This is a genomic window from Amycolatopsis sp. NPDC058986, from assembly GCF_042741125.1.
GTDB lineage: Bacteria > Actinomycetota > Actinomycetes > Mycobacteriales > Pseudonocardiaceae > Amycolatopsis.
Genome location: NZ_JBHYJW010000011.1, coordinates 127,610 through 144,937 on the forward strand (window position 1 = coordinate 127,610; position 17,328 = coordinate 144,937).

Annotated in this window: 19 protein-coding genes; 13 read left to right on the forward strand and 6 right to left on the reverse strand. The window is 70.7% G+C overall.

Translation table 11 applies throughout. The features are described 5' to 3' along the window. The first annotated feature begins 106 nt into the window (after nucleotides 1–106). Both ACFW0G_RS13215 and ACFW0G_RS13220 read left to right on the forward strand, forming a co-directional pair. The gene (locus tag ACFW0G_RS13215) at nucleotides 107–1,600 is read left to right on the forward strand and encodes an aldehyde dehydrogenase (protein ID WP_378325324.1); all 1,494 of its coding nucleotides are present in this window, start codon (nucleotides 107–109) and stop codon (nucleotides 1,598–1,600) included. Next, nucleotides 1,597–2,286 carry a gamma-glutamyl-gamma-aminobutyrate hydrolase family protein gene (locus ACFW0G_RS13220; protein ID WP_378325325.1) on the forward strand — a complete coding sequence of 230 codons (690 nt, stop codon included), beginning with the start codon at nucleotides 1,597–1,599 and terminating at the stop codon, nucleotides 2,284–2,286. Before ACFW0G_RS13215 ends, ACFW0G_RS13220 begins: the two co-directional genes overlap by 4 nt. 68 nt (nucleotides 2,287–2,354) lie before the next feature. Here ACFW0G_RS13220 and ACFW0G_RS13225 read toward each other — a convergent pair whose 3' ends face one another. Next, a complete protein-coding gene (locus ACFW0G_RS13225) occupies nucleotides 2,355–4,013 on the reverse strand; it encodes an ATP-binding protein (RefSeq protein WP_378325327.1) in 1,659 nt (552 codons plus the stop codon). After that, nucleotides 4,010–4,747, reverse strand: a complete 738-nt coding sequence (locus tag ACFW0G_RS13230; protein ID WP_378325328.1) for a response regulator transcription factor — start codon at nucleotides 4,745–4,747, stop codon at nucleotides 4,010–4,012. The genes ACFW0G_RS13225 and ACFW0G_RS13230 overlap by 4 nt, the downstream gene beginning before the upstream one ends. A 196-nt stretch (nucleotides 4,748–4,943) precedes the next feature. Between ACFW0G_RS13230 and ACFW0G_RS13235 the strand changes: the two genes are divergently transcribed. After that, complete coding sequence (locus tag ACFW0G_RS13235; RefSeq protein WP_378325329.1) at nucleotides 4,944–5,282, forward strand: hypothetical protein; 339 nt, start codon at nucleotides 4,944–4,946, stop codon at nucleotides 5,280–5,282. Nucleotides 5,283–5,362: 80 nt separating this feature from the next. On the opposite strand, the gene ACFW0G_RS13240 is transcribed toward ACFW0G_RS13235, so the two are convergent. Beyond that, a complete protein-coding gene (locus ACFW0G_RS13240; protein WP_378325330.1) occupies nucleotides 5,363–6,157 on the reverse strand; it encodes an acetoacetate decarboxylase family protein in 795 nt (264 codons plus the stop codon). Nucleotides 6,158–6,304: 147 nt separating this feature from the next. Here ACFW0G_RS13240 and ACFW0G_RS13245 point away from each other — a divergent pair, with 147 nt between their 5' ends. Then, nucleotides 6,305–7,651 (forward strand): glutamine synthetase family protein, encoded by a 1,347-nt coding sequence (locus tag ACFW0G_RS13245; protein ID WP_378325331.1) that lies wholly within the window; start codon nucleotides 6,305–6,307, stop codon nucleotides 7,649–7,651. Nucleotides 7,652–7,666: 15 nt separating this feature from the next. Then, complete coding sequence (locus tag ACFW0G_RS13250; RefSeq protein WP_378325332.1) at nucleotides 7,667–8,911, forward strand: cytochrome P450; 1,245 nt, start codon at nucleotides 7,667–7,669, stop codon at nucleotides 8,909–8,911. A gap of 4 nt (nucleotides 8,912–8,915) precedes the next feature. Here the strand turns inward: ACFW0G_RS13250 and ACFW0G_RS13255 are convergent, their stop codons facing one another. Both ACFW0G_RS13255 and ACFW0G_RS13260 read right to left on the reverse strand, forming a co-directional pair. Next, nucleotides 8,916–9,212: a hypothetical protein gene (locus tag ACFW0G_RS13255; RefSeq protein WP_378325334.1), complete on the reverse strand. Its 297-nt coding sequence runs from the start codon at nucleotides 9,210–9,212 to the stop codon at nucleotides 8,916–8,918. 52 nt (nucleotides 9,213–9,264) lie between these two features. Beyond that, on the reverse strand, nucleotides 9,265–9,873 hold the full coding sequence (locus ACFW0G_RS13260; protein ID WP_378325336.1) for a TetR/AcrR family transcriptional regulator: 609 nt from the start codon (nucleotides 9,871–9,873) through the stop codon (nucleotides 9,265–9,267). 71 nt (nucleotides 9,874–9,944) lie between these two features. On the opposite strand from ACFW0G_RS13260, the gene ACFW0G_RS13265 reads away from it, so the two are divergent. From ACFW0G_RS13265 to ACFW0G_RS13280, 4 genes are all read left to right on the forward strand, one after another. Continuing rightward, entirely contained in the window at nucleotides 9,945–11,159 is a 1,215-nt protein-coding gene (locus tag ACFW0G_RS13265) for a macrolide family glycosyltransferase (protein ID WP_378325337.1), read from the forward strand. A gap of 10 nt (nucleotides 11,160–11,169) precedes the next feature. Further along, the gene (locus ACFW0G_RS13270; protein ID WP_378325339.1) at nucleotides 11,170–11,682 is read left to right on the forward strand and encodes a cupin domain-containing protein; all 513 of its coding nucleotides are present in this window, start codon (nucleotides 11,170–11,172) and stop codon (nucleotides 11,680–11,682) included. Then, complete coding sequence (locus tag ACFW0G_RS13275) at nucleotides 11,675–12,445, forward strand: SDR family NAD(P)-dependent oxidoreductase (RefSeq protein WP_378325340.1); 771 nt, start codon at nucleotides 11,675–11,677, stop codon at nucleotides 12,443–12,445. The genes ACFW0G_RS13270 and ACFW0G_RS13275 overlap by 8 nt, the downstream gene beginning before the upstream one ends. Nucleotides 12,446–12,541: 96 nt before the next feature. Beyond that, on the forward strand, nucleotides 12,542–12,874 hold the full coding sequence (locus ACFW0G_RS13280) for a hypothetical protein (protein WP_378325342.1): 333 nt from the start codon (nucleotides 12,542–12,544) through the stop codon (nucleotides 12,872–12,874). A gap of 41 nt (nucleotides 12,875–12,915) precedes the next feature. Here ACFW0G_RS13280 and ACFW0G_RS13285 read toward each other — a convergent pair whose 3' ends face one another. Further along, nucleotides 12,916–13,092 carry a hypothetical protein gene (locus tag ACFW0G_RS13285; protein WP_378325343.1) on the reverse strand — a complete coding sequence of 59 codons (177 nt, stop codon included), beginning with the start codon at nucleotides 13,090–13,092 and terminating at the stop codon, nucleotides 12,916–12,918. 307 nt (nucleotides 13,093–13,399) lie between these two features. On the opposite strand from ACFW0G_RS13285, the gene ACFW0G_RS13290 reads away from it, so the two are divergent. The 4 genes from ACFW0G_RS13290 (at nucleotide 13,400) to ACFW0G_RS13305 (ending at nucleotide 17,250) form a co-directional block, all read left to right on the forward strand. Continuing rightward, nucleotides 13,400–13,933: an HdeD family acid-resistance protein gene (locus ACFW0G_RS13290; protein WP_378325344.1), complete on the forward strand. Its 534-nt coding sequence runs from the start codon at nucleotides 13,400–13,402 to the stop codon at nucleotides 13,931–13,933. 94 nt (nucleotides 13,934–14,027) lie between these two features. Continuing rightward, nucleotides 14,028–15,077, forward strand: coding sequence for a FecCD family ABC transporter permease (locus ACFW0G_RS13295; RefSeq protein WP_378325345.1), 1,050 nt, complete (start codon nucleotides 14,028–14,030; stop codon nucleotides 15,075–15,077). Next, nucleotides 15,074–16,120 carry a FecCD family ABC transporter permease gene (locus ACFW0G_RS13300; RefSeq protein WP_378325346.1) on the forward strand — a complete coding sequence of 349 codons (1,047 nt, stop codon included), beginning with the start codon at nucleotides 15,074–15,076 and terminating at the stop codon, nucleotides 16,118–16,120. Before ACFW0G_RS13295 ends, ACFW0G_RS13300 begins: the two co-directional genes overlap by 4 nt. Nucleotides 16,121–16,230: 110 nt before the next feature. After that, a complete protein-coding gene (locus ACFW0G_RS13305) occupies nucleotides 16,231–17,250 on the forward strand; it encodes an ABC transporter substrate-binding protein (protein WP_378325347.1) in 1,020 nt (339 codons plus the stop codon). Nucleotides 17,251–17,328: the final 78 nt, after the last annotated feature.

The window sequence follows — 17,328 nt, forward strand, 5'->3', positions numbered from 1 at the left end:
CTCGAAAATCGTGGACCGATCGCCGTGCCCGCGATATCGTTCGGGCCCAAACGTAAGTGACCGCATCACCGCGGTCAAGCCCGGTGTGTTCACTCTCGGAGGTGCCATGTCCCTCGGTCACGACGACTGGCTGCGGCTGGCGGCGCGGATGTCCTCGCCGCGCGGGCTGTTCGTCGGCGGCACGTTCATCGACCCGGCCGACGGCACGCCGATGCCGGTCACGTCGCCCCGCGACGGCAGGGTGCTCGCCGAGGTCGCCGCGGCGGGGGAGAAGGACGTCGATCGCGCGGTGGCCGCCGCCCGGCGTGCCTTCGACGAAGGGCCATGGCCGCGTCTCAAACCGCGTGAACGCGCGAAACACCTGCTGCGGCTGGCGGAACTGGTGGACCGCGACGCGGACGTGCTCGCGTTGAGCGTCTCGCTGGAGATGGGCAAGCCGATCTCCGACGCGCGGAACGTCGAACTCGCCGCGCTGGTGAACACCCTGCGCTGGTACGCCGAAGCGGCGGACAAGAACGCGGGCGAGATCCCCGACGCCGGGCCGGACGCCCTCGCGCTGGTGACCCGCGAACCGGCTGGTGTCGTCGCGGCCGTCGTGCCGTGGAACTTCCCGTTGACCATGGCGGGCTGGAAGCTCGGCCCGGCGCTGGCCGCCGGATGCACCGTCGTGCTCAAACCCGCCGAACAGTCCCCGTTGTCCGCGCTGCACCTGGCGCGGCTCGCCGCCGAGGCGGGGTTGCCCGAGGGTGTGCTGAACGTCGTCAACGGCCCCGGCGAGGTCACCGGCAGGGCGCTCGGCCTGCATCCGGGCGTCGACGTCGTGACGTTCACCGGCTCGACCGAGGTCGGCAGGCATTTCCTGCGCTACGCCGCGGATTCCAACCTCAAACGGGTCTGGCTGGAACTCGGCGGGAAGTCGCCCAACATCATCCTCGACGACGCGCCGGAACTCGGCGCGGCGGCCGACACCTCGGCGTGGGGCATCTTCTTCAACTCCGGCGAGATGTGTACGGCACCCTCGCGGCTGGTGGTGCACAAGAGCGTCGCGGACGAGGTGCTGGAGCGCGTCGTCGCGCGTGCCGCCGACTTCGCGCCCGGTGACCCGCTGGACCCGGTGACGAAGATGGGCCCGGTCGTCAGCGAAGAACACTTGGGCTCGGTCCTGTCGCACGTCGACGTCGCGCTCGAAGAAGGCGCGCGGGTACGTGTCGGCGGGGATCGGGTGCGGGTGGACAGCGGGGGCAGCTACCTGACGCCGACCGTGCTCGACCGGGTCACCCCGGGCATGCGGGTCGCGCGGGAGGAGATCTTCGGCCCGGTCCTGTCCGTGCTGACGTTCGACACCGTCGAGGAGGCGGTGGCGCTGGCGGCCGACACCGAGTACGGGCTGGCGGCGGCCGTGTGGACCCGTGATCTCGGCCGCGCGCACCGGATCTCGCGGGCGCTGCGGGCGGGCACGGTGTGGGTCAACTGCTACGAGGAGGGCGATCTGAGCGTCCCCTTCGGCGGGACGAAACTTTCCGGGCACGGGCGGGACAAGTCCTTGCACGCACTGGAGAAGTTCACCGATCTCAAGACGACGTGGATCGCGTTGCCGTGAGGCCGCTCATCGTGATTCCCGCGCGCTTCGCGACTTCGACGTCGGCGTTGCGCTACTCGGCCGTCGTCACCGCGCGGGCATTGTCGGCTGCCGTGCTGGCCGCCGGGGGCGAGCCGCTCACCGTACACCCGGAGGGTGACGTCACACGTCTGTCCTTTGCGGACGGAGTCCTGCTGCCCGGCGGCGGGGATCTCGACCCGGCGCGTTACGGGCAGCCGACCCGCTCGGGCGAGGTGTACGACGTGGACACCGCGCAGGACGAGTTCGACCTCGCGCTCGCCCGGTGGACGCTGGACACCGGGCGGCCGCTGCTGGCGATCTGCCGCGGCCTGCAGGTCGTCAACGTCGCGCTCGGCGGAACGCTGGACCAGCACATGTCCGGGGCGCATCGGCACCTCGTGCACGGTGTCCGCGTCGAACCAGGCTCGCGCACGGCCGGGCTGGTGGGGGAGAAGGTCGAGGCTTCGTGCTTCCACCATCAGCGTCTCGACCGGCTCGGCGCGGGGTTGCGGCCGGTGGCCTGGGCCGAGGACGGCACGGTCGAGGCCGCCGAACTGTCCGATGTGGACTTCCTTGGTGTGCAATGGCATCCGGAGGATTCGGCTGCCGAAGACCCGGCGCACCAGGCACTGTTCGACGCACTGGTCACCGCCGCGAGGCCGGGTTCCGCCTGCCGGAAGTGCTGAAGGACGCTTTCAGTGCGCTGGCCGCTCCGAAGGCGTCCTTCGGCACGCGGGGAGGGGCGGCGACGTGGTCATCCGGCAGGGAGCGCGACCTCGACACACGTACCGGTGCCGGGCGTGCTGGTCAGGCGCAGGGTACCGCCCATCGCCTCGGTCAGGCCGCGGGCGAGCACGAGGCCGAGCCCGGCGCCCGGCACGCCGCGTGCCTCGGCGTCGAGCCGCTGGAACGGGACGAACAGCCGCTCCTGGAGTTCGGGGCTGATGCCCGGTCCGGAGTCGGTCACCCGGATCAGGGCACCTTCGCCGGTCTCCGCGGTCTCGACGAGCACCCAGCCGTCGGGCTCGTTGTGCCGGATCGCGTTGGTGACCAGGTTGATCAGCACCTGGCGCAGCCGCCGCCGATCGGCGCTGATCCGGCGTTCGGGGCCTTCGACGCGCAGCGAGATCCGATGGTGGGAAAGCGGTTCGAGCAGCGCGACGACCTCGCCGACGAGCTGGCGCAGTTCGAGCGGCTCCGGCCGGACCTCGAGTGCGCCCGCCTCGATCTTGGCGACGTCGAGGACGTCGTCGACGAGCGCGAGGATGTGGTCGCTCGCCTCGGTGATGTGGTGCAGCGCCGACTGGCGGCGTTCGGCGGGAAGGTCGAGGCGCCGCAGGAGTTCGGCGAAGCCGGTGATGGCCTGCATCGGGGTGCGCAGCTCGTGGGACAGCGACGTCAGGAACTCCGACTTCGCCCGGTTGGACGCTTCGGCCGCGTGCCGGGCGACCTCGGCCTCTCGCCGGGCACGCCGTTCCCGGTCGGCGGCGCGGCGCTGGGTGATGTCGAGCAGGTTGAGGCTCAGGTACATCTTCTCGCCGTCGGCACGCCGCACGACCGACGCGGTCGCCGCGGCGACGATCTCGACGCCGCCGCTGCCGACGCACACCGTTTCGAACTGGACGCTGTCGGCGTCGCCGTCGACGAGGTCGGTGAGGACGTCCGCGGTGTGCTCGACCAGGTCCGGCCGGAGCACGGCACCGAGCTCGACGCCGAGAAGGTCCACTTCGGACAGTCCGAGCAGGACCCGCAGCGCGCGGTTGACCCTGGTGAACCGGCGGTCGAGGCCGACGAGCGCCATGCCGACGGCGTTGTCCTCGAAGGCGCGGCGGAAGCGTTCCTCGCTTTCGGCGAGCGCGCCGAACAGCCGCGCGTGCTCGATGGCGACCGAGGCGAGGTGGGTGAACTGCTCCACCAGCCGCACCTCGCGTTCCGGCGGAAGGTGCGGTTCGGTGTGGTACACGGCGAAGGTGCCCAGCACACCGCCGTCGCGGCCGAGGACGGGCTGGGACCAGCAGGAGCGCAGTCCGGCCAGTTCGGCCAGCGCGCGGTAGTCGTCCCAGCGGCGGTCGGTCGCGATGTCCTCGACGACCACCTGGGTCCCGTGGTACGCGGAGGTGCCGCAGGAGCCCGCCTCGGGCCCGATGGACAGCCCGTCGATCGCCTCGACGTAGTGCGCGGGCAGCCCGGACGCGGCGCCGTGGTGCAGCGTCGCCCGCGTGGAGTCGAGCAGCAGGATGGAACACCGCGAGTACGGCAGCAGCTCGTTGAGCGCCTCGGTCACCGCGCCGAGGACGTCGCCGAGTTCGGCGCCGGAGGCGAGCAGGTCCAGTACCCGCGTCTCCCGTTCGAGCAGCAGCAGGCTGTCGGCGTGGTCGAACGCGGACTCGACGCGCGGGAGGTTCGGGATCATGCGCGTTCCCAGCGGTAGCCGACGCCGCGGACGGTGCGCAGCCTGCGCGGGCCGCCGGGGCCGGTTTCGAGCTTGGCGCGCAGCCGGTGGATGTGCTCGGTGACGGTGGCGTCGGACTGCCAGCCGGGGGAGGACCGCCAGACCGCCTGCAGCAGCTGCGCGCGAGTGAACACCTGCCCGGGGTGCTGGGCCAGGAACACGAGCAGGTCGAACTCCTTGGCCGTCAGTTCCACGAACGCGCCGTCCAGGGTGACCTGGCGGGCGGCGGTGTCGATGCGGAGGCCGTCCTCGGTCTCGCCGTCCACTGTGGCCACCGGGACGCTGCGGCGCAGTACCGACCGCACCCGCGCGGCGAGTTCCTCGGGGGAGAACGGTTTCACGAGGTAGTCGTCGGCGCCGAGGTCCAGCCCGACGATGCGGTCGGTCTCGCCGCTGCGTCCGCTGAGGACGACCACGGGCAACGGCGTCCGTGACCGGTCGTGGCGGACCCGCCGCAGGACGTCGAGCCCGCCGAGGCCGGGCAGTGACAGGTCGAGGACCATGAGGTCGGGTGGTTCGGCGGCGATCCGTTCGAGCGCGGTGTGGCCGTCGCCGGCCTCGGTCACCAGGAAACCGTCGGCCTCCAGCTGCCAGGTCACGACCGTGCGGACCCGCTCGTCGTCGTCGACGACGAGTATCCGGCGTCGAGCGCTCGGTGCCACCTCGGCCGTACCTCCCAAGTCACGGAACCTCATGCTGCTCCGCGGTTTCGGCGGTGGCAACAGCGCCGGGGCGGCCGTTGAGCAACTGTTGACATTCGGTTGGTGCGGATCTGAGGCACGGACCACAGCCTAGGAGGCGCGCGGACCGGACCGCCCCCGGACGTGGATCGGGGCGTTCACCCCCACCGCCCCGATCCACCCGCCGGCCGGGTCCGCGAAGGGAGGCCTCATGGGGAGGGTGGCGTTCACCGAGTTCATCACCGTGCGGCGGTACGCGAGATCACTCGCCCGGCTGCCGGAGGCCGACCGCGCGGCACGGTTGGCGGCCCTGGCGCAGTTCGCCGAGTTCGTCGGGCGGACCCCGGACGAAATGATCGAAGAGGTCTTCGACGAACGAACGCGCCGCTATCGGAGACAGGGTTTCTACAGCGACAAGGCCAGGGAGTTCGCCGCGCTGGACGGGCCGCCCGCGATCCGGATCGCCCGTGGTGTCATCGTCCGCGCGTTCTTCGCGGCCAATGGGCGGCGGTTGCTGCCCGAGTACGCCGAGTGGTCCCGCCCGCTCTGAAGGGGACCTTCCTCTCGTAGGACGTGCTGAAGGGGACTTTCGTCGCGTCTCGTGCGATGAAAGTCCCCTTCAGCCCACGCTCAGACCCGGGGGGCCAGCACCGATCCGCCGTCCCAGACGACGCCGATCTGCTGGTAGTAGGCGCCGATCGGCTCGTCGACCGTAAGCTCGGCCAGTTCCTCGGCCGGCGACGGGAACAGCCGCAGCTCCGCGCTGCCCCGCCAGACCTGCCCGCCCTCGAACGCCGCCGCACCCGAGGCGATCAGCTCGGCGACGGCGTCCGGCGCGTCCTTCGCGATGCCGGGCAGCCAGCGGTGGTGGGCCATCGGGTGCCCGTTGACGAACCCGCCGGTCCCGCTCTCCGCCTCCAGCGTCACCACCGCCTCGGCGAGGCGGCGGTCCCCGGCGGCGAGCGTGGCGCCGAAGCGGGCACCGGGCGCAAGCCTCGGCGCGGGACCGTAGGGATGCGGGCGCGTCTGGTGGATCGAGCCGAGCTTCTTCGGGTAACCCTGGTGGATCCCGCGCGCGATCGCGAAATCCTTGTCCACCCAGATGTACACGCAGCGCGAGTAGGTCCTGCCCTCGAACCGGCAGCGCACCACCGCGAAACATTCCTTGTACTGCGCGGAAACCGGGTCGAGCAGCTGGTGGCCGTCCGCCGAGCAGGACTGCCAGTCCGCCCAGATGAGCGCGACCGCGCCGGGGTCCTCCTCGGCGGGCAGCAGGGGCGCGGGCAGCAGGGCGGCGACCTTCGCCGGATCGGTGCGGTATTCGATCGTCAGCAGGTCGCCGGAGTAGTGCCACGGCGGCGGGGGGATCAGTGCCGCCCGCCCCGTCGGGGTGCGGGGGTAGAAGAATCCTCGTACCGGCGCCATGAGACGGCCTCCAACCAGCGGCAGACGAACGTTTGGGAGCTAACGATATCAACTCCGGGGCGGGCGGAGAAGCTGATCAAAGGGGCTTGTCGGCCCCGGTGGCCCGGCCTATAGTTCGGTCCCAAACGACAACCCGGGAGGCTGGTCATGGACACCCCGCCCGATCGCGATGGCGTGCGGCGCACCGTCGAGGACCTCACGGCGAGGGGGGTCGACGTCCTGCGGGTGGGCTATCCCGACCTGATGGGGACCGAACGGTCCCGCGAGGTGCTCGTGGCGCAGCTGCCCGCGGTGATGGAGCACGGCCTCGCGTTCTGCCGCGCCGTCTACCACACGACGACGCGGGGTGAGACGCTCGACGTCGAGGGCGGGCTCGACGCGGGCCTGCCGGACGTGAAGGTCTTCCCGGACCTCACCACGATCGCCGACGTCCCCTGGGAGGACGGCGTCGCGTCCTGCCTCGGCAACGTGTTCGATCCCTCCGGCGCGCCGTGCGACGAATCGCCCCGCACCGTGCTGCGCGGCATCGTCGAGACGTTCCACGCGACCGGTCTGCACCCGGTGGTGGGCCCCGAGCTGGAGTACTTCGTGCTGGAGCGAGACGGGGACGGCTGGCGGCGCTACGGCGACGAGTCCGGCAACATCTACGTCACCGGTGCGAAGGGTGATCCCGGCGGGCACCTGACGGCGACCCTGCGTCAGTTGCGTGACCTCGGCATCGGCGTGACCGCGGGGAACCACGAGTTCTGTCCCGGCCAGTTCGAGATCAACCTCGCGCATTCGGCGGCCGTGGATTCGGCCGACCGCGCCTTCCGGTTCAAATCCGCGATCAAGGAGCTGGAACGGCGCGCGGGCCGGATGGCGACGTTCATGGCCAAGCCGTTCAACGGCGAGGGCGCGTCCGGATTCCATCTGCACGTCTCGCTGACCGATGCCGACGGCCGCAACGTCGGTGTCGATCCGGCCGGCCAGTTCGGGCTTTCCGCCGTGCTGCGCCACGCGCTGGCCGGGGTGCTCGCGCACGCGCCGGCGCTCGCCGCGCTGGCCAATCCGACGGTCAACTCCTACAAGCGGTTCGGTCCCGACACCCTGGCCCCCTGGCTGATCGACTGGGGACTGGACAACCGCAGCGCGATGGTCCGCATCCCGCCCGAGCGTGGCGACGCGACCCGTGTGGAGCTGCGCCTGCCCGACAGCTCGGCGAATCCCTACCTGCTCTACGGCGGAGTACTGGCCGCGATGCAGCTGGGCATCGAGGCCGGGGCCGAGCCACCGGCGCCTCTCGACGGCTACGGCTACGACCCGGCCAAGGCGCCCGTGTTGCCGACATCGCTGTCGGCCGCGCTCGACGCCTTCGAGGCCGACGCGGCGTTGCAGGGGAAACTCGGCAAACGGCTGGTGTCCTCGTTCACGGCGTTCAAACGCGACGAGGTCGAGCGTTACCGCGCCTGGGTCAGCGACTGGGAACTGCGGGAGTACGTCCACCACCTCTGAGCCCGGGAGAGCACCGTGAGCACAGCGATCAGCACCGATCTCGACGACCTCGATCTCTTCCAGCGTGGTGAGGCCTGGCGGGCCTTCGACGAACTGCGCCGCACCGACCCGGTGGCCTGGACCCGCGAGCGGTCCGGCGCCGGCTACTGGAGCCTGACCCGGCACGCCGACATCGTGCGCGCCCTCCGCGACACAGCGACGTTCACCTCGGAGAAGTTCGTCAATCTCGAGGAGGTGGACGACGACCTGGCCGACATCCGGCGTTCCATGCTGGAGACCGACGGGCCACGGCACCGGGCGCTGCGTCAGCTGCTGCAACGGGACTTCACGCCGCGCCGGCTCGCGGGTTACGAGACGTTCCTGCGCGGCCTGACGGCGTCCACAGTGGACAAAGCGCTGGCGAAGGGCACCTTCGACTTCGTGCGCGAGGTGAGCGCCGACTTCCCGATCCGGGTACTGGCGCGCATGCTCGGCGTTCCGGACGAGGACACCGGGCAGCTCATCGCATGGGGCAACCGCATCATCGGCAACACGGACCCGGACTACGCCGACGTCCTGCTCGGCAGCGCGGACAGCGACCAGTATCGCGATCTGCCGTTCCGTAGCCCGGCCTCGCTCGAAGTGTTCGCCTACGGGGAGGAACTGGCCGCGCGGCGCCGCGGTTCGGACGGCGACGACCTGGTGTCCAAACTGGTCGACCGGACACCGCGCGACGGGGTGCCACTGTCCGAAACGGACTTCCGCAACTACTTCCTGCTGTTGGTGGTCGCGGGCAACGAGACGACAAGGCACGCCATCTCGCACGCGATGCTGGCACTGCTGGAGCACCCGGACCAGCTCGCCCTCCTGCGGGAACGCCCGGAGCTGATGCCCGGCGCGGTGGAGGAGTTCCTCCGCTGGGCCTCGCCGATCCACCACTTCCGCCGCACCGCGACCGCGGACGTCGAGCTGGGCGGCAGGCGGATCTCCGAGGGGGACAAGGTGGTCCTGTGGTTCGCCGCGGGCAACCGCGACCCCGGCGTCTTCGCCGAGCCGCACCGTTTCGACGTCACCCGCTCGCCCAACGACCACCTCGCCTTCGGCAAGGGCGGGCCGCACTTCTGCCTCGGCAGCCACCTCGCCCGGATGGAACTGCGGCTGATGTTCACCGAGCTCGTCGCCCGGATCTCGTCGATCCGGCTGACCGGCACACCACGCCGCGTGCGGTCCAACTTCGTGAACGGCCTCAAGGATCTCCCGGTCAGCGTGAGCGCGCGGTAGCTCGTCAGGACGTCCTGGTGTTCGCCCGTCGCAGATAGACGCCGCCGATGAGGGACAGGACGAAGACGGCTCCGCCGCCGAAGAACAGTCCCATGTCGACCGGGACGGAGTCCTCCAGCGACGCCTTCGCCTCGTCGTAGCTCATCGACGTACCGGCGCGGATCCGCTGGCAGACGTCGCCGGGGCGCATGTCCTTCCCGTCGCACACCGGGTTCGCGCCGGTGTGCTTCCACCACAGGAGACCACCCGCGACGCACAGGAGAAAACTGATCACCGTCAGGACCTTCACGAATTTTCGCATCGCGGCGAAGCGTAGGGGTCGCCGATGAAATCCCGATGACACGCGGCGGAGGTCAGCCGCCCAGACCGTACAGGCCGATGTCGATGCCACGCCGCATGGCCTTCCAGAAGTCCTTTTCGGACTGACCGGCTTCGAGACTGGTGAGCGCCGCCCCCTGCACGGCACCCACCATGGCGCCGACCACCGCGGCGGCGCTGATCGCGTCGAGCACGTCCGGGCAGGCCCGCAGGAGGGCGGCGGCGATCGTCCGCTGCTCGGCGAACTCCAGGCGCAGCGCCCTGGCCTGCAGGGCGGGCACGGTCATGATCAGCCGGGTGTAGAGCTCCCTCAGTTCCCGGTCGTCCCGCCCGGCGCTTTCGGCGCGATGGTCGGCCAGCATGGCCTCGTAGGCACGGGCCAGCAGGTCGGCGACCGGCTCGTCCGGCTTCCGGTCCGCGATCACCTCGACCGCGACGGCGGCGTTCCGCCCGGTGTCGGGGAACAGCACGGCTTCCTTGCTGGGGAAGTGGTTGAAGAACGTCTTGGTGGCCACGTCCGCGGCCGTGGCGATCTGCGCCACGGTGGTCTGTTCGTATCCCTGTTCCGAGAACAGCCGGATCGCCGTCTCCGCGATCAGGCGTCTCGTCTGCCGCTTCTTGCGTTCGCGCCGGGACTCGTCCATGCCCAGGATGTTACATCACCTGTACTTGTGAACACATTGCGAACTTACATCGAGTGTAGTTTCATGGCGTCATGAGCCGAGTGGTGATGGCGGGCATGCCCGCGTGGGGGCACGTCAACCCGAGTCTGCCGATCCTGCGCGAACTGACCCGGCGCGGAGTCGAGGTCACGTACTACACGGGCGAAGAGTTCCGGGCGCCGGTCGAGCGCGCCGGCTGCGAGTTCCGGGCCTATCCGCCGGGCACGATCAGCGTCGCCGACATCGCGGACGCCACGCGGTCCGGCAGCACGCTCCGGGTGGTCACCCGGGTGCTCGAGGCGACGGAGTCGTTGCTGCCGTTCCTGCGCGACGAGTTGGCCGGGAGTCCGCCCGCGGCGATCGCGTTCGATTCCAACGCGATCTGGGGCCGGATGGCCGCGGCGAGCCTCGGCGTGCCGATGATCTCGCTGATGACGACGTTCATGGTCGGCGGCAAGGATCTCTCCTGCCTGACCGCGCGCGAATGGGGTCACTACCTCGGGCCGACGCTCCGGGACCTGCCCCGCACGGTGGCGGCGAAGCAGCGGGTGGTGCGGCGCTTTGGGAAGCGGCTCTATCCGCCGTCACCGACCCTGCCGATGCGCGGAGACATCACGATCTTCCCGATCCCGCGCTGGCTCCAGGGCGACAACCCGCGCATCGACGCGAGCTGCCACTACGTCGGTCCCACCTTCGAAGAGGGCGGGGGCGGTGCGCCCGACGCCGAACTCGCCGCGTTTCTCGACGGCTCCGGGCCGCTGGTCCTCGTCTCGCTGGGCACGCTCCACGCGGGCAGCGACGCCTTCTTCCACGCCTGTTTCGCAGCGCTGGCAGACCTGCCCGCGCGCGTCCTGATCGCGAGCGGCGGCGTCGACCCCGCGGCACTGGGCCGCCCGCCGTCGAACACGCTGGTCCGTGCTTCCGTGCCGCAGCGCGAGGTGTTGCGCCACGCGGCGGCGTTCGTCACCCACGGCGGAATGAACAGCGCGCTGGAAGGACTGGCCTGTGGTGTGCCGCTGGTCGTGGTCCCCCAGCAGGCCGAACAGCTGATGATCGGCCAGCGGGTCGCCGAGCGGGGAGCGGGAACGGTGTTGCGGCACACCATGTCCCACCGGCCCGTCCCCGCCGGGGAGCTGCGTGCCGCCGTCGAACGCGCCTTGGCGGACTCGTCGCTGCGGGCAGCGGCGAAGGAGGTGGGCGCGTCTCTCGGCGAAGGCGGGGGAGCGGTCGCGGCGGCAGCGGCCATCCAGACCCGTCTCGGTGTCTAGGCTGGTGATCATGGACACGACGGTGGCGGAACTGGCACGGCAGTACGGGCTCGAACCGCTGCCGGTCGAGGGCGGGTTGTTCCGGCAAACCTGGGCCGGACCCGTGGACGGAACCGGACGTCCGGCGGGTACGGCGATCATCGCGCTGTTCGCCACCGGTGGGCTATTCTCGGCGATGCACCGGCTGCCGATCGACGAGGTTTGGCACTTCTACCGCGGTGATCCGCTCGAACTCCTGCTGCTGGCCGAAAACGGCGAGGCGCGCGTCGAGATCCTCGGGCCCGCGGCGGGTCAGCACCTCCAGCTGACCGTGCCCGCCGGAACGTGGATGGGCGCGCAGGTCGCGTCAGGCGGGCACTGGTCGTTGTGCGGGACCACGATGGCGCCGGGCTTCGTGGCCGACGACTACGAAGGCGGCGACGCCGACGAACTCGTCGCGCGCTATCCGGCTGTCGCCGACAGGATCGGCGCGCTGTGCCGTCCTGATGCCGGGCTGCGGATGACGGAGGATCCCGATGCGTGACACCGCCCTGCCGGACCTGACCGGAAAGGTCGCGCTGGTCACCGGCGCGGGCGGCGGGATCGGGCAGGCGATCGCCTTGCGGTTCGCGCGGGCGGGCGCCGCCGTGGTGCTCCATCACCACCACAGCGCCGGGAACGCCGCGGCGCTCGCCGGGCGCATCGCCGACGAGGGCGGGAGCACCTTCGTGGTGAGCGGGGATCTCACCGACGAGCGGACGTGTCACCGGATCGTGGAGCAGGCGGTGACCTCGGCGGGACGGCTCGACGCGCTGGTCAACAACGCCGGGATCCAGCCGGTCGAGCCACTGGCGACGATGTCGGCGGCGAGCTGGCGCGAGCTGGTCGACGTGAACCTGACCGGTGCCTTCCTGTGTACTCAGGCGGCGGCGACCGCGTTGCGGGAGCACGGCGGCAGCGTCACGCACATCGCGTCGATCGAGGGCACGCAGCCGGCGCCCGGCCACGCCCACTACAGCGCGAGCAAGGCCGGGCTGATCATGCACGCGCGAGCGGCCGCGCTGGAATACGGCGAGTTCGGCATCCGCGTCAACAGCGTTTCCCCCGGTCTGATCGACCGGCCGGGCCTGGCCGACGACTGGCCCGAGGGGCTCGAACGGTGGAACCGTGCCGCGCCGCTGGGCCGGGTCGGGCGGGGCCGGGACGTCGGCGACGCGTGCGTGTTCCTCGCCTCGGACATGGCTTCCTGGATCACCGGGCACAACCTCGTCGTGGACGGCGGGATCGGCGCGCGGCCGACCTGGTGACCTGATCGGGGGACGCCGGAGTCTCCCGATTTGACGTGCGTGAACGTGCATATGACCGTCAGGGGTGCCCACTCGACCGTCGCGAAAGGACTGACGATGACCACCCTGGAGCACCCCGCCGCGGAGACCCACCGGCACACGCACGGACCCGGCTGCGGCCACGACGCCGTACTGCACGACGACCACGTCGACTACGTCCACGATGGACACTTGCACCGCGAACACCGGGACGCCGACGGCGTCCACTACGACGAATGCACGAAGTGCTCCTGCCCGGACTGTTCGGACAGCTGCGCGGTGTGCGACTGCGCGAACTGCACCTGCCCGACGTGCAACCACGCGACCTGTCAGTGCGCGCACTGCGCCGACGACTGCGCGCACTGCGTGTGCTCCGACTGCACCTGCCCGACCTGCCGGCACGCCGCCTGACGCGACGTCGCTCCGGCTGTCCACAATGGAGGGACCGGCGGCTACCGGCGGCGGCGCGGACGGCGCAGGGCACGGAGCACCTCCGCCACGTGCTTCAAGCCCTCCGAACCGTCCCGGAAGACGACGCACAGGCACAACACGAGCAAGGCGAGTACGCAGACCACGACGACAGCGCCGGGCAGCATCAACACGGAACGCAACTCCACAGGTCCACCCATCACGACCGACGGTCCCGGTACCGGCGGAAAGGTTGTCCTACAGAGCCGTATTCGGTTGTGCGCTGCCACAGGAACAGGAGGGCGTCGTCCGGGCCGCCCGGGCGCCTCAGCCGCTAGCCCGCCCGGAAACCGGGCACATCGAAAATCCGGACCCTCCGGGGGAAGACCTTACTCCGGAAGGTGCCGGTCCGCCCAGGCCCGTTCGCGACGCCGGGAGGGTCCCCTGTCCGGGTGGTGGTTTCGACAGGCGGTGGCGCATTCCCAGGGTTAGGTTCGTGATCGGCCGGTCACGGACAGGGAGGTCGACGTGGTGAGTGGTTCGGGCGCGGCGGTGGCGCTGCTGGTGATCCGGGGTGTGTTCGCGATCCTCTTCGGCGTCCTGGCCCTGGTGTGGCCCGGCGTCACGGCGGTCGCGCTGGCCCTCGTGTTCGGGATCTACGCGATCATCGACGGGATCGCGCTGCTCGCCGAGCCGAAGGAGGCCGAGCGGCGCTGGGGCACGATCCTCGCCGGGGTGCTGGGCATCATCGCGGGCGTACTGACACTGGTGTGGCCGGCGATCACCGCGCTGACCCTCGCGCTGCTCGTCGGGATCTGGGCGGTGGTCACCGGGATCATGGAGATCAGCACGGCGATCCGGCTGCGCAAGTGGATCCGCGGCGAGCTGTTCCTCGGCATCGCGGGCGCGCTGTCGGTGGTGCTCGGGGTGCTGATCTTCATCCGGCCGGACGCCGGTGCCGTCTTCATCGCGGTGATGGCCGGGATCTACGCGCTGATCTTCGGGGTCATCATGCTCGTGCTCGCCTTCCAGCTGTATCGCTCGTCACGCACCGCGGTGTGAAGCGCGGGGCGCCCGGCTGCGCGGGTTAGGGTAGGCGCGCCTAACGACCGACCCGAAAGCCCGTGATGACCCAGCCCCGATACCGACGCCGCTCGTGACGAGCGTGCACGAAAGCCCGCCACGCACCGAGGTCCGGCGTCGTCATCGCGGCGTGACGCTGGCAGCCGGGCTGCTCGTCCTCGTCGCCGTGCTCGCGCTGGCCGTGGTGCTCAGCATCGCGGTCGGCGCTCGCGGCGTCGCGCCGGGCACCGTGTTCGACGCGCTGATCCACTTCGACCCGGCGAATCCCGACCACGTCGTGGTCCGCGACCTTCGGCTGCCCCGCACGCTGATCGGCCTCCTGGCCGGAGTGGCGCTCGGCCTCGCCGGAGCCGTCATCCAGGGCGTCACCCGCAACCCCCTCGCGGATCCGGGGATTCTCGGGGTGAACGCGGGGGCGGCCCTGTTCGTCGTGCTCGGCATCACCGTGTTCGGACTGACCAGCGTCACCGGCTACGTCTGGCTGGGGTTCCTCGGTGCGGCGATCGCGGGCACCGTCGTCTACGCGATCGGCTCGCTCGGCCGCGAGGGTGCGACACCGGTGAAGCTGGCGCTCGCCGGAGCGGCGGTGACGGCGGCGCTCGCCTCGGTCACCAGCGGCGTCCTGCTCACCGACACGACGACGTTCGACCAGTTCCGGTTCTGGCAGGTCGGTTCGCTGACCGGCCGTGATCCGGCCGCGATCGGCCAGGTACTCCCGTTCCTCGCCATCGGCGTGCTGCTCGCCCTCGGTTCGGCCCGGATGCTGAACACGTTGTCGCTGGGTGAGGATCTCGCCCGCGCGCTCGGCCAGAACGTCGTGCTCACCCGGCTGCTGTGCGCGCTGGCCGTGATCGTCCTTTGTGGATCGGCGACGGCGATCGCCGGGCCGATCGGGTTCGTCGGGCTCACCGTGCCGCACGTCGCGCGGCTGATCACCGGTCCCGATCACCGCTGGCTGCTGCCGTACTCGGCGGTGCTCGCGCCGCTGCTCCTGCTCGTGGCGGACGTGGTCGGCCGCGTCGTGCTCCGGCCAGCCGAGGTCGCCGTCGGCATCGTCACCGCCGTCATCGGCGCGCCCGTGTTCGTCGTGCTGGTCCGGCGCCGGAAGCTGGCGCAGCTGTGAACCGCACCGCCCCGGCCGACGCCGTCCGCGTCGTGACTGCCGCACGCAGGCACGGCGTCCGGCGGGCGCGGACCGTTTCGCTGCTCCTGCTCGCCGTCGTCGTGGTCGTGTTCGGCGCGTCCCTTTCGGTCGGCGACTTCACCGTGCCGATCCCCGAGCTGCTCCGGATCCTGAGCGGCTCGGGCACCGGGCGCGGGGTGTACGTGGTGACCGAGCTGCGCCTACCGCGCGCGGTGTGCGGACTGCTCGTCGGCGTCGCCTTCGGTCTCGCGGGCGCGTTGTTCCAGCGGCTGCTGCGTAATCCGCTCGCCAGCCCGGACGTCGTCGGCGTGACGTCGGGGGCGAGCGCCGCCGGGGTCGTCTGCCTGGTGGTGTTCGGTGCGTCGGGCGCGATCGTGTCGGCGGGTGCGCTCGCGGGCGGGGTGGCGACCGCGGCGGCGATCTACCTGCTGGCCTGGCGGCGCGGGATGAACGGCTACCGGCTCGTGCTCGTGGGCATCGGGATCGCCGCGGTGCTGTCCAGCGTGATCTCGTTCCTGATGACCTGGGCCGACGTCCAGCTCGCCCAGCAGGCGCTGGTCTGGCTGACCGGCAACCTCAACGGCCGGGGCTGGGAGCACGTCGGGCCGCTGGCGCTGGGCATGGCCGTTCTCGTCCCGCTCGCGTTGCTGCTCAGCCGCACGCTCGCGGCCCTGCAACTGGGTGACGACAGCGCGCGGGGGATCGGTGTCGCCGTCGAACGCGGCAGGCTCGGGCTCATCCTGATCGGCGTCGCGCTGGCGAGCCTGGCCACCGCCGCCGCGGGGCCGGTGGCGTTCGTCGCGTTCGTGTCGAATCCGATCGCCACCCGGCTGGTGGGCGGTTCCCGCCCCTCGCTGGTCCCGGCCGCGCTGACCGGCGCGCTGGTGACACTGGCCGGTGACTTCGCCGCCGCGCATCTGCTGGGGACCACCCAGCTCCCCGTCGGCGTGGTGACGGGCGCGGTCGGGGCCCCGTACCTCCTGCTGCTGCTCGCGAGGGCGAACCGGGCGGGCCGGATCTGAAGCCCGTGCAAGAGAAAGAGAGAACACCCATGAGCGACGCTTGCGAGCGAATCATGGATATCATGCGCCAAAAGAGAATTGGACACTGTCTCGCGGAGCGAGGCGATCGCATGCGTGCGACAACCAGGACGAGGATGCTCGCCACGGCGGCCGTGGTGGCGCTCGGCGGCCTCGTCGCGGCCTGCGGGCAGCCCGCTCCGCAAAGCTCGTCGGGGGTCGGGGACACCGAGGTCGCGAAGGGCGGAAAACTGTTCAGCACCGCCGACACGGCGACCGCGAAACTCGGTGCCGACGTCGGCCCAGGTGTCTTCCCCCGCACCGTGACCCACGCGCTGGGGCAGACGAAGCTGGAGAAGAAGCCGGCGCGCGTCGTCGTGCTCGACAGTGGTGAGCTCGACGACGTGCTTTCGCTCGGGATCACGCCGGTGGGGATGGCCACGACGGCGGGGGCCGACGGCGTCCCGTCCTATCTCGCCGACCGGGCGAAGGGCATCCCGGCGGTCGGGAAGATCGACAACCTCAATCTCGAGGCGATCGCGCGGCTGAACCCGGATCTCATCCTCGGCAGCAAACTGCGTGCGAACGATCTGTACCCGAAACTGTCGAAGATCGCACCGACGGTATTCAGCATCCGCCCCGGTTTCCCGTGGAAGGAAAACCTCCTGCTGGCCGGTGCTTCGCTCGGCGAGGAGAGCAAGGCGGTCGAACTGCTCAACGGCTACCAGAACCGCGCCAACGAGGTGAAGAAGGGAATCGCCGGTAACCCCAGGATCTCCCTCGTCCGTTTTCTGTCCGGCAACATCCGATTGTACGGGAATCTTTCGTTCATCGGCGTCATCCTGAAGGACGTCGGACTCGCCAGGCCGGACAACCAGAACATCGCCGACCTCGCCACGCAGGTCGCGGCGGAACGCATCGACCAGGCCGACGCCGACTGGATCTTCTACTCGAGCTATGGTGCCGGCCCCAGTCAGGACGAGAAGACCGTGACCGGCGGCGCGCTGTGGGCCGGGCTCGGCGCGGTCAAGGCGAAGCACGCGGTCCGCGTCGACGACGAAGTGTGGTTCCTCGGCCTCGGCCCGGCGGGCGCGATGAAGGTCCTGGACGACCTCGCCCGCGCCCTCGGCTAGCCGCCTGCACCGAAGGGCGCCTTCGGTGCACTGGCCGTGCTGAAGGAAGCCCAAGGCGCACCCCACCCACCCAAAGAG